Genomic DNA, 12,595 nt, shown 5'->3' on the forward strand with positions numbered 1-12,595 from the left:
TTTGTCTATGCTTTGTGGTTACTGTGCGGAGACGCACTGTTGTGCGCCTCTACAGTAACTGTATTGTATTGGATTTATAAATTTAGAAATTAACGGCTACCGAAAATCTAAAAGCACGTCCTAAAATAGGTCTTGCCATAAATACATCGCTTGCAGCAGATGTTGTTTGTCTCGGATCTCCTTCTGTTAAACCAATTTCGTTAAATAAATTCGAAGCATCGACTGCAAAACGAAGGTTTTTATACGTGTAATTTAAACCTGCTCCAACTTCTTTATAAGCCGGTAAAACTTGTTTGTTATCCTGATTCGTGAATTTTTTATCGTAATACGAAAACTGAACATAAGCTGTAAAATCTTTTGTAATATCAACTTCCGGTCTTAGGTTACAGAAAAATTTAGGGATTCTTCGTGCTGTATTTCCGTTAAAATCAAAAGTAGAACCATCAGCATTTGTCCCTGTAAAGTTATCGTACTCCGGTTTTTGAACCGTGAATGTAAAATTCAATTTTACAAATTCATATCTCGCATTGGTTTCTACCTCAAGACCAATATTATTTACGTCAGCAAATTTATTTTCTGAAGATCCATCAGATAAAATATCGGTGAAAGCCACATTTTTTAAACCCATGTGAAATAAATTCGCATTTACAGAGAAGAAAGAATTTGAATATTTATAACCTAATTCAAACTGATTTACTTCTGTATTTTCCAGTTTGCTTAAATCTGCCGCATTATCATAAAATGATTCTTCAATTGGGGATCTAAAGCCATGGCTGTAACGAACATACGAAGCCATATTATCATTAAATTTATAATTTCCTGCGGCAGTATAAGACCATTCGCTTACATCATATCTCCAATATGTATATGGATTTCCTTTTACTGTTGTTACTGCATCATCGGCAGTATTGTTGTCCAGAATTCCTAAATCTTCGGCAAAAAATCTGGCGTTATCTCTGTATCCGGAATATTTGTCTTTATTATATCTTAAACCTGCGTTGAAGGTTAAATTATCTGTTGCTTTGATTTCAGCGTCAGCATAAATATCATTCAAAAGACCTTTTGTTTGTGCGTCTCTTTCAAGCCAGGTAATTCTTTCAACACCATTCCAGGTATGATCAACTCCGGTTGTATTATCTTTTACGTTTAATAATCTTGGATTATCTGAAACACCTACTAAATAAGAATTCCAGTTCCAGTATTGATTTGATTTCCAGTTAGAATAATAGTAACCTGCGGTTAATTTCACCGGATCTAAATCAAAAGAAAAAGAGAAATTATTAGCAAAATTGTTCATTTTCTTTTCAATATGCCAAAGGTCAGCTCTCATGATTAAAGCATTTGGATCCAGCGTTTGTCCGTTATCTACATAACTGTAAGTCAAATTACTGGCCGTTGTGTTTTGAACTCCGGTTGCATACGCATCTTGTGTCCAAGGTCCGCCATTTGGGAAAATAGCGTTGTAATTTAAATCGATGCTCGTTTGTTTGAAGGCATTTTTGAACGTAACTTTTTCAGAGATTTTCTTTTTAAATTCAGCTCCAATAGAGTTGATAACCGGATGAGAACCATCTTCTAAATCTGCGCTGAAAGTTCCGCCTCCATATTGAGGTACATTTAAATGACTGAAATTTACTGAAGTCAACGTTCCGTAATTTGGATTAAATCCGTCGATACCTTCAATTTTTCCGTTATTGCTTTTTAAAGGAATTGGCAAATAGAATGTGTTTCTGTCGTCAAGATGTTTGAAGTTTACTCTTAAATAATCGCTGTCATCAAATTTATAGGTAATATTTCCTTTTATTTGTCCGCCTTTATTAGCTGTAAAACCAGTATTTCTTACGCCATTATCAGCTCTGTAAAATCCTCCAACATTAAAAAATAATTTATCCTGAATTAAAGCTCCAGATAAATTAAGGTCAGTTCTGAACATTCCGTAATCTGAAGTCGTGAATTTTGCTCTTCCCTGAAAATCATTTTGACCTGTTTTCGAAATAAAGTTAATGATTCCACCCGGAGCATTGTTGGCGAAAATTGAAGCAGAACCTCCACGAACGGCTTCCATTTTGCTTACCGTTTCGTCAAGTCTGTAAAATGTATCGGCGTTGGCAAATTGTAAAGCACCATCTTCAAAAACCGGTAATCCGTCTTCTTGAATCTGTACATATTCATAAGCTCCCGCAGACGGAATTCCTCTTGCAAAAAGGTTGTTTCCTATTTCTCCTCCAGATGCTTCAACGACAAATCCCGGAATTGTTTGAAGTAAAGCTGCCGTACTTGATGGCGCTCTGTCCTCGATTGCTTTTGCTCCCATTGTTGTAATGGCAACGCTTGATTCTAATTTTGATCTTGGTGTTGAAGATCCTGTAACAACAACTTCTTTTAAGTTTTGCGATTCGCCTTCAAGCAATAAATCTGCCGTTACTGATTCGCCTTCTTTTACTGAGATTTCTTTTCGGTAAGTTTTGTAGCCAACATTGGTTACTTCGACAATATAGTTTCCTGCAAGAACATCAGAGAAAATATAACTTCCGTTTTCGTCTGTTATTACATTTTTTCCAGTGTCTTTTAAAGTAACATTTGCGCCCGGAACTGTTTGTCCGTTTTCATCGAATACTTTTCCCGATACCGTATTTTTTACCTGAGCAAACAGGTTATTTGGAACAGAAATTAGGCACATTATCAAAAATAAAAAGCCTAAATAAGATTGTTTCGGTTTCATGATTATTTGGTTTAGTTAGTAAAATTTTCATTTAATGAATGTAAACTTAATCACTATTTAACTTCAATTTAGGAATTACAAATCGAAAACGTTTTCGAAATGACCGAAAACGTTTTCGAAAGTTAATTTTTTATCAATGAAATTAATTTTTAGTACATTTATTTCATGAATGACACAAAATTAATAGATATAGCCTCGGCATTAGGAATTTCAGTCACAACGGTTTCAAAGGCATTAAAAGGGTATACGGATATTAGTAAATCGACCCGCGCCAAAGTTATCGAAATGGCAGAAACGATGAACTATATGCCCAATTCTGTAGCGGTAAATCTTCGAACCAATGAAACCAAAACCATTGGTGTCATTATTCCGGCAACGGTTCATCATTTTTTTTCGAGCGTATTGAACGGCATTTTAGAAGAAGCTGAAAAACGAGGTTATTTGGTCATTATATTACAATCAAATGAAAAATATGAACTGGAGAAAAAGCAGCTTGCTTTATTGATTCAGAAAAGAGTTGACGGCGTTTTAATGTCTCTTTCGAATGAAACAGATGATTTCTCTCATATTAATGAAGCAATCCGAAAAAATACGCCTGTTGTATTATTTGATAAAATTGCCAAAAGAGTTGATTGCTCTAAAGTGGTTATTAATGATGCAAAAGCAGCTTTTGATGCCGTTTCATACCTTATTAATAAAGGCTTTAAAAAAATCGCTCACTTTAGAGGTTCGTATGTTCCTCAAAATTCAATTGATCGTTTTTTAGGCTATAAAAGAGCTTTGGAAGCACATGGAATCGAGTATGATTCGAAGTTGGTTTATGTTTGCGACAACAATACTGATTTTGAAGATGGCTACGAAAATGCCCAAAAAATCATGGCGGAACATCCAGATATTGACGCTATTTTTGCGATTACGGATTTAGTGGCTATCGGAATTATTAAATATTTTAATGAAGCGGGAATAAAAACGCCGGATCAGGTTGCGGTTTTTGGCTTTAGCAATTGGTTTATGAGTACGGTAATTTCGCCTAAATTAACCACAATCGATCAGCCAGGATTTGAAATGGGACACACAGCAGTTTCGATTTTAATTGATGAGATTGCAGACATAAAAGAACATCGACCGGTTGTGCATCAAATTATAGAACTTCCAACGAGAATCATAGAACGAGAATCGACTGTTAAATGATTTTTTAGTTTTAACTTTGTGGCAATCTTTAAAAAGCATCAATGTTTCCGATTCCTGAAAATACCGATATTTTATTGGCTGATGCCGAAAGTGGAAATTTATATATAAGCCTGATTGAACAAATCAATAAAGATTTTAATCTGGCCAATGAAGGAATCGATTTTCCGTTAAGTATTTCTCCCGAAGAATTAAAAATTCAGCTTCACGAAAAAATCTACAGAATGATTCAGTACAAATTTGCTGAATATTTGAACTTACTTTACATTATTGATGTTGCTGAAAATGAAATCAAAAAGTTAGATGGCTCTGATTTAGTTATTCTTGCCGAGCAAGTTGCTTTTCTAATTTTAAAAAGAGAATGGCAGAAAGTGTGGTTTCGTAATCATTATAAGTGAAAAAAGGCACAAAGGCTAAAAGGCACAAAGGTTCAGAGGTTTCTCTTCTTTGTGGCAAATCCTAAGTTCAATAGAAAAATCTCTGAACCTTTGTCTCTTTGCAACTTTGAACCTTTTTAAAAATATACTCTCACAAAAGGCATAAACGCCGATCCGTAAAGGCTTCTGTCGTCTCTAAACAGAACATCGTAACGTCCGCCAATAGTTACGTTTCCGGTTCTGTAGCCGGCTCCAAGATATAAAGCGGTATTCCAGTAATTATCAGAAAAAGCGGGTCTGTTGATGTTAGATTCATATCTTGTATCAACTCTTACTTCCTCTAATTCGGCAGATAATTGCACTTTTGGAATAGGGTTTACAAGTGTTATTAAACTTCCTCCGTATACATAAGAATCGTAATAATTTTTAGAAGATAAATAACCAAACTGCAAGCCAACTCCAACGGCAACAATTTGATTAACATTATAAATCGCACTTGGCATTACAGAAATATCAGTATATCCTGAACCTATTCCCAAACCGAGTCCACCGCCAAACTGAACCTTGTCCCAAAAATCTTTAGTGTTATCTGCAGGGTAATTTTCCTGCGCCATTGAATAACTTGAAAACATGAGTATCAAAATCACAAAAAATGATTTGAAAACGTTTGAAATTTGATTTTTATTCATGGCTTAACACTATTTTTAACAAATTTTTACGTAAAAGTAAGCAAAAAAAAGATTTAAATAAATGCGATTGTTGTACTTTTGCCTTTCTATTTAACAAAAAGTATATTCACTAATATTATGGATAGGTTTTCATTTTTAAATGCAGCGCATACAGAGTTTTTCGCACAATTATATGATCAATATTTAGTAAATCCGGATAGCGTTGAGCCAAGCTGGAGAAGTTTTTTTCAAGGTTTCGACTTTGGACAAACGACTTATAATGACGAAAATCCAGTTCAACACATTGTTGAATATGTGACTAGCCCCAACACAGATTACAGTCAGGTTTCAGAAAAACTGCAAAAAGAATTTAATGTTCTAAAATTAATTGATGGATACCGTACACGCGGACATTTGTTTACTAAAACAAATCCTGTTCGTGACCGCAGAACTTCGTCTCCGACTTTAGATATTGAGAATTTCGGATTAACAACTGCTGACCTTTCTACAGTTTTTGATGCTGCTCAGACTATCGGAGTAGGACCATCTTCTCTGCAAGATATTGTAACTCGTCTAAAATCTATTTATTGCCAGCATATTGGTATTGAATATATGTACATCAGAAATCCTGGTGTTGTAAAATGGATTCAGGAAAAACTGGCTGTAAATGTTAATCAGCCTAATTTCTCTACAGAAGAAAAGAAAACAATCTTAAATAAATTAAACGAAGCTGTTTCTTTCGAGAACTTTTTGCACACTAAATATGTGGGACAAAAACGTTTTTCATTAGAAGGTGGAGAATCTATCATCCCGGCTCTTGACGCTTTAATCGAAAAAGCGGCAGAAAAAGGTGTTGAACAATTCGTAATGGGAATGGCTCACCGTGGTCGTTTGAACGTTTTGGCAAACATCTTCGGAAAATCGACTCAGGATATTTTCGGTGAGTTTGACGGTAAAGATTACGATCAGGAATATTTTGATGGTGACGTAAAATACCACTTAGGTCTTACTGCCGACAAAAAAACAAGATCTGGAAAAAGCATCAATATCAATTTAGCACCAAACCCTTCGCATTTAGAAACGGTTGGAGCTGTAATTGAAGGAATCACAAGAGCAAAACAAGATAAATATTATGCTGATGATTTCTCTAAAGTATTGCCAATCGCTGTACACGGAGATGCTGCAATCGCAGGTCAGGGTATCTTGTATGAAATTATTCAGATGGCTCAGCTTGATGGTTACAAAACCGGAGGAACAATCCACATTGTAATTAACAATCAGGTTGGTTTTACAACTAATTACTTAGACGCTCGTTCTTCTACTTATTGTACAGACGTTGCTAAAGTAACTCTTTCACCAGTATTACACGTAAATGCTGATGATGCAGAAGCTGTTGTACATGCAGTATCTTTTGCATTAGATTATAGAATGCAATTTGGACGTGACGTATTTATCGATTTATTAGGATACAGAAAATACGGTCATAACGAAGGTGACGAACCTCGTTTTACTCAGCCGGTTTTATATAAAATCATCGCAAAACATAAAAATCCAAGAGATATTTATGCTGAAAAATTATTGTCTGACGGCGTAATCGATGCATCTTATGTAAATGCTTTAGAAAAAGAATATAAATTAGATCTGGAGGAGAACTTAGAAGCTTCCCGTAAAAAAGATTTAACTATTATAACTCCATTCATGAAAAACGAATGGGACGGATTTGTTCAGGTAACAGATACGCAAATGCTTCAAAAAGTAGATACTTCTTTCGATAAAAAAGGATTGGATTCTATCATAAGCACAATTTCTACATTACCATCAGACAAGAAATTCATCAGTAAAATAAGTAAAATTGTTACGGATAGAAAATCAGGATATGATAATAACACGATTGATTGGGGAACTGCAGAAGCACTAGCTTACGGTTCACTTTTAACGGAAGGATTTGATGTTCGTATTTCAGGTCAGGACGTTGAGCGTGGTACATTCTCTCACCGTCATGCTGTAGTTAAAGTTGAAGATTCTGAAGAAGAAGTAATTCTTTTAGATGCTATCGAAAACAAAAAAGGAAAATTCGGTGTATTCAATTCACTTTTATCTGAATACGGCGTTCTTGGTTTTGATTATGGATATGCATTGGCTAATCCAAAAGCATTAACGATTTGGGAAGCACAATTTGGAGATTTCTCTAATGGAGCTCAAATCATGATTGACCAGTATATTTCATGTGGTGAAGATAAATGGAACAACCAAAACGGTATTGTTTTATTATTGCCTCACGGATATGAAGGACAAGGTGCAGAACACTCTTCTGCAAGAATGGAGCGTTACTTACAATTGTGTGCAAGACAAAATATGTATGTTGCTGATTGTACAACGCCAGCCAATTTCTTTCACTTGTTAAGAAGACAAATGAAAACAAATTTCCGTAAACCTTTAGTAGTTTTCTCTCCAAAAAGTTTGTTACGTGATCCAAGATGCGTATCAACAGTTGAAGAGTTGGCAAAAGGAAGTTTCCAGGAAACCATTGACGATAATACAGTAGACAAAAAGAAAGTAAAAACTTTAGTTTTTGTTACTGGTAAATTCTACTACGACATTGTTGCCGAAAGAGAAAGTAATGGAAGAAAAGATGTTGCAGTTGTTCGTATCGAACAATTGTTCCCTTTACCTGTTGAGCAATTAAAAGCAATTATCGCACAATATCCAAATGCTGATGATTATGTTTGGGCTCAGGAAGAACCTAAAAACATGGGAGCTTACAGCTTTATGTTAATGAACTTTGACCTTGTAAAATGGAGATTGGCTTCATTAAAAGCTTATGCTGCTCCGGCATCAGGAAGTTATACACGTGCAAAACGTCGTCATGCAGATGCGATTAGAATGGTATTCGATAAAAATTTATTCAGATAAAAGAATGTTTCAAGTTTAAAGTTTCAGGTTTAATGCTAACATGAAACTTTAAACAATTAAAACTTTAAACAAAGACAAAGATGATTTTAGAAATGAAAGTCCCATCACCAGGGGAATCAATAAAAGAAGTTGAAATTGCAACTTGGTTAGTAAAAGACGGAGATTATGTAGAAAAAGATCAAGCTATTGCTGAAGTTGATTCAGACAAAGCAACTCTTGAATTACCGGCAGAAGCAAGCGGAACAATTACGTTAAAAGCAGAAGAAGGTGATGCAGTAGCTGTAGGAGCTGTAGTTTGTTTAATTGATACCAGTGCAGTAAAACCTGCAGGAGGAAGTGCTCCGGCAGCACCAGCAGCTGAAGCTCCAAAGGCAGAAGCACCGAAAGCTGAGGCTCCAAAGGCAGAAGCTCCAAAAGCAGCACCTGCGGCAACAACAACTTATGCTTCAGGAACTCCATCTCCGGCAGCAAGAAAAATATTAGACGAAAAAAATATAGCGCCAACAACAGTTTCAGGAACTGGTAAAGACGGAAGAATTACTAAAGAAGATGCTTTAAATGCAGTACCTTCAATGGGAACTCCAACTGGAGGAAACCGTGGATCTGAGCGTACAAAATTGTCAATGTTGCGTCGTAAAGTAGCAGAAAGATTAGTTGCTGCTAAAAACGAAACTGCTATGTTAACTACTTTCAATGAGGTTAACATGACACCAATCAACTTGATTCGTAATGAATATAAAGATGCTTTCAAAGCAAAACATGGTGGTCTTGGTTTAGGATACATGTCTTTCTTTACAAAAGCAGTTACAAGAGCTTTACAATTATTTCCAGACGTAAATTCTATGATGGATGGTGATTATAAAGTAGCTTACGATTTTGCTGATATCTCTATCGCAGTTTCAGGACCAAAAGGTTTAATGGTTCCTGTTGTTCGTAATGCTGAAAACTTAACTTTCCGTGGAATTGAAGCTGAAATTAAAAGATTAGCGATTAGAGCACGTGACGGTCAAATTACTGTTGATGATATGACAGGTGGAACTTTCACTATTACGAATGGTGGTGTTTTTGGAAGTATGTTAAGTACTCCAATTATCAATCCTCCACAATCAGGAATCTTAGGAATGCACAATATTATTGAGCGTCCGATTGCTGTAAACGGAAAAGTTGAAATTCACCCAATGATGTATGTTGCTCTTTCTTATGACCACAGAATTATCGACGGACGTGAGTCAGTTGGTTTCTTGGTTGCTGTAAAAGAAGCTTTAGAAAATCCGGTAGAATTATTAATGAATGGCGATGCTAAACGTGCTTTAGAATTGTAATTTAAATAATTTTTTAATAATAAAATCAAACCTGTTCATTCATTTGGGCAGGTTTTTTTAGTATAAAACGAAATTAAATTCATGATTAATTGTTAAATTTTTAAAAAAATGTAAATTTTATCCTTTTAAAAATATTTTATTTAGAATAAATAAAAATAGCTTGTATAGTTGAGACCCAACAACTAAATTTGCGCTATTAAAATCAATTCTAAATAAAAATGAAATCTAAATTTACAATCTTGTTGTTGAGTTTCTGTTTTATTTTGATGGCAGGCGCAACAGCTTGGTCTCAGGAAAAAGCAACTATCAAAGGTCAAATTACTTTAAACAATAATGAGTCTCCGGAGAATATTTCTGTTGTTTTAAAAGGTACAAAATCAGGAACCGTTACTAATGAGCAAGGAAATTATACATTAAAGAATATAAAGCCCGGAACTTACACTTTAAAAGTTTCTTCAGTAGGATATGTTACACAAGAAAAAACAATTTCAGTTAAAGAAGGTGATAACTTAACCCAAAACTTTACTGTAAGTTCAAATTCAGAAGACTTAACAGAAGTAGTTGTAAATGGCGGTAAAAAAAATCATTTTGCACGTAAAGATACCAAACAAGTTTCCAGATTACCTCTTAAAAATCTTGAAAACCCACAATCTTATACTACTATTACAGGAGAATTATTAAAAGAACAAGTAGTTACAAATTTTGATGATGCTTTAAAAAATGCATCTGGTATTACACCTCTTTGGGCAGCAACAGGACGTGCCGGAGACGGAGCTGCTTATTATTCTCTACGAGGATTTCCAGTTCAGCCTACAATGGTTAATGGTTTACCTGGTTTAACAAACGGGAGTTTAGATCCTGCTAATATTGACAGAATTGAAATCATCAGAGGTCCGTCAGGAACTTTGTTCGGAAGTAGTTTAATCTCTTACGGAGGTTTAATCAATACCACTACAAAAAGACCATACAAAACTTTTGGAGGAGAAATAAATTATACTGTTGGAAGCTATGGTTTAAATCGTGCAACTGTAGATTTGAACACACCTCTTAACGAGAAAAAAACTTTAAATTTCAGAATAAATTCAGCTTACAACAAACAAAATAGTTTTCAGGATGCTGGTTTTAGAGAATCGTATTTTGTTGCTCCTTCATTATCTTATGAAGTAAATGACAGACTATCATTCTTAGTTAATACTGAATTTATGAGCAACGAATCTACAAATCCAACAATGTTGTTTTTAGACAGAGGTGCTCCATTAAGAGTTCATAATATTAATGAGTTAAAGTATGACAATGAACGTTCTTACACTAGTAACGAACTTACAATGAAAACGCCTTCTTATAATATCCAGACTCAGATGAATTATAAATTTTCTGATCAATGGAGTTCTCAAACTGTGTTCTCTACAAGTTCAGCAAAATCAAAAGGAAATTATAGTTATTTGTATGAAGGAACACAATTTTTTCCGACAATTACAAACGGAATTGTATTAGCCCGTTATTTTACAGATCAGGAAAATCAAAACATAACTACAGACATTCAACAAAATTTCAATGGTGATTTTAAAATTGGAAGCATAAGAAATAGAATCGTTGTTGGATTTGATTATTTCAAAAGAACTGCTACTGATCACAGTACTGAATATTTTGGAAATGGTTATGTGTATATTGGAGATGATTTAGCTTCTTTTAATGCTGTTTTTGGTCCTACAAACGGCGATACCGGAGATTTGACAAAAGCTGGAGCTGATGCAATAATTGGAAATAGCCCAAGAAGCAACAATAGTACAAAACAGGAAACTTACAGCGCTTATGTTTCTGATGTAATCAACTTTACTCCTGGATTATCTGCGATGTTAAGTTTACGTGCTGACCGTTTTATGAATGCTAAAAATGATGGATACAACCAAACAGCTTTTTCTCCAAAATTTGGATTAGTATACCAGCCAATTATAGATAAAGTTTCTATTTTTGCGAATTACATGAACGGATTCGTAAATATTGCACCGGGTCAAAATCGTAGTGCTGCTGTTACAACCCCAATAATACTTAATCCTGAACATGCAGATCAGTTTGAAGTTGGAACAAAATTGAATCTTTTTAAAGATAAACTTTATGCTACTTTCAGCTATTATGATATTAAGGTTGTTGATCAGACTTATGTAGTAGAAACTCCTTATGTAGATCCTGCAAACCCAACAGTTCCTCAACCAAATAATCAGACTACATACCAAGATGGAGCTCAGAAAAACAAAGGTTTTGAAGCAGAATTTGTAGCAAACCCAATTAACGGTTTAAACATTGTTTTAGGATATAGTTATAACGATGCCGTTTTAACAAAAGGAGATGTGGAATTTGTAAACCGCAGATCTGAAAATGCAGGACCTAGAAATCTGGCTAACCTTTGGGCTAGTTACAAATTCACAAACGGTTTATTGAGAGGTTTCGGTTTAGGTTTTGGAGGGAATTATGTTGGAGATAATATGATTATGAACAGAAAAACTACCGGAACTTTTACAATCCCTGAATACACAGTTTTAAATTCATCTTTGTTTTACAGTGCCGAAAAATTTACAATTACAGCTAAATTAAACAACATTGCAAATAAAGAAATTTACGATGGTTGGTCAACAATTCATCCTAAAGACCCAAGAGCTATCGTGGGAAGTTTTACTTATAGATTCTAATAATAAAATCAATAAAAGCACCTTTCTCTTCAAAACAGAAAGGTGTTTTAAATTTTTAAAATTATGATAACAATTGCCAGCCTTATCGTTTTTTTAGCTTTCTACACCTTATATTATACATCAAAAAGAGCTACTCTTTCGTATGATTTAGGTTTTGAAAAATGGATGAAAAACAATCCGAAACAAACCAAAATCACCGGATTAAGTTTGCTTTTGCTAGCTTATGTATTTTGGCTTTTTACACAATCTTTAGGTTGCGGAACTCTAATGTTTTTTATTCAGTTAATGGCAATTGGGAGTTTAATTGTTATTTTAAGTCCATTAAAAAAAATAAGCAGTAAAGCCATTATAGCACTATTTATAATTGTTGCTTTATTAGAATTCTATTACAACTAATTATTTCTGACCAAGATATGCCAGCAAATCCTAAATATCTCACACAATCTAAATGGCAACGATTTGCCAAAATAACAGCTGCCATTTTGGGTGGCTATTTTGTTTCTGTTACTTTTCATCTGGCTTTGGCTTCATGGTTTAACAGGGCAAATATTTTAATGACAATGGCTTTTAGCGGCTTTATTCTTTGGGTAGCATTAATGGTAGTTGCATTTTTGGCAAAAAGCGGATGGAAAATTTGGGGTATCTATATCCTACTTACCTTCGTTTTTTCTCTTTTTATTTATTTAGGTCAAACCTATAATCCAACGGCGCAATAACC

9 protein-coding genes are annotated in these 12,595 nt (G+C 34.5%); 7 read left to right on the plus strand and 2 right to left on the minus strand.

Annotated elements, in window-relative coordinates:
• Positions 1-82 precede the first annotated feature (82 nt).
• Positions 83-2,722, minus strand: a complete 2,640-nt coding sequence (locus GKZ86_RS11965; RefSeq protein ID WP_154783354.1) for a TonB-dependent receptor — start codon at positions 2,720-2,722, stop codon at positions 83-85.
• 165 nt (positions 2,723-2,887) lie between these two features.
• Here GKZ86_RS11965 and GKZ86_RS11970 point away from each other — a divergent pair, with 165 nt between their 5' ends.
• Both GKZ86_RS11970 and GKZ86_RS11975 read left to right on the plus strand, forming a co-directional pair.
• Positions 2,888-3,913: a LacI family DNA-binding transcriptional regulator gene (locus GKZ86_RS11970; RefSeq protein WP_154783355.1), complete on the plus strand. Its 1,026-nt coding sequence runs from the start codon at positions 2,888-2,890 to the stop codon at positions 3,911-3,913.
• 41 nt (positions 3,914-3,954) lie between these two features.
• Positions 3,955-4,308, plus strand: a complete 354-nt coding sequence (locus tag GKZ86_RS11975; RefSeq protein ID WP_154783356.1) for a hypothetical protein — start codon at positions 3,955-3,957, stop codon at positions 4,306-4,308.
• Between the two features lie 116 nt (positions 4,309-4,424).
• On the opposite strand, the gene GKZ86_RS11980 is transcribed toward GKZ86_RS11975, so the two are convergent.
• Positions 4,425-4,976 (minus strand): hypothetical protein, encoded by a 552-nt coding sequence (locus tag GKZ86_RS11980; protein ID WP_154783357.1) that lies wholly within the window; start codon positions 4,974-4,976, stop codon positions 4,425-4,427.
• 117 nt (positions 4,977-5,093) lie between these two features.
• Here GKZ86_RS11980 and GKZ86_RS11985 point away from each other — a divergent pair, with 117 nt between their 5' ends.
• The 5 genes from GKZ86_RS11985 (at position 5,094) to GKZ86_RS12005 (ending at position 12,593) form a co-directional block, all read left to right on the plus strand.
• Entirely contained in the window at positions 5,094-7,868 is a 2,775-nt protein-coding gene (locus GKZ86_RS11985; RefSeq protein WP_154783358.1) for a 2-oxoglutarate dehydrogenase E1 component, read from the plus strand.
• Positions 7,869-7,948: 80 nt separating this feature from the next.
• Positions 7,949-9,190, plus strand: a complete 1,242-nt coding sequence (gene odhB, locus GKZ86_RS11990) for a 2-oxoglutarate dehydrogenase complex dihydrolipoyllysine-residue succinyltransferase (RefSeq protein ID WP_154783359.1) — start codon at positions 7,949-7,951, stop codon at positions 9,188-9,190.
• A gap of 218 nt (positions 9,191-9,408) precedes the next feature.
• On the plus strand, positions 9,409-11,877 hold the full coding sequence (locus GKZ86_RS11995) for a TonB-dependent receptor (protein ID WP_154783360.1): 2,469 nt from the start codon (positions 9,409-9,411) through the stop codon (positions 11,875-11,877).
• 63 nt (positions 11,878-11,940) lie between these two features.
• The gene (locus tag GKZ86_RS12000) at positions 11,941-12,273 is read left to right on the plus strand and encodes a hypothetical protein (protein ID WP_154783361.1); all 333 of its coding nucleotides are present in this window, start codon (positions 11,941-11,943) and stop codon (positions 12,271-12,273) included.
• A gap of 17 nt (positions 12,274-12,290) precedes the next feature.
• Positions 12,291-12,593 (plus strand): hypothetical protein, encoded by a 303-nt coding sequence (locus GKZ86_RS12005; RefSeq protein WP_154783362.1) that lies wholly within the window; start codon positions 12,291-12,293, stop codon positions 12,591-12,593.
• The last annotated feature ends 2 nt before the right edge of the window (positions 12,594-12,595 follow it).

Source organism: Flavobacterium sp. LC2016-13 (assembly GCF_009707955.1).
In the GTDB taxonomy this organism is placed as follows: domain Bacteria; phylum Bacteroidota; class Bacteroidia; order Flavobacteriales; family Flavobacteriaceae; genus Flavobacterium.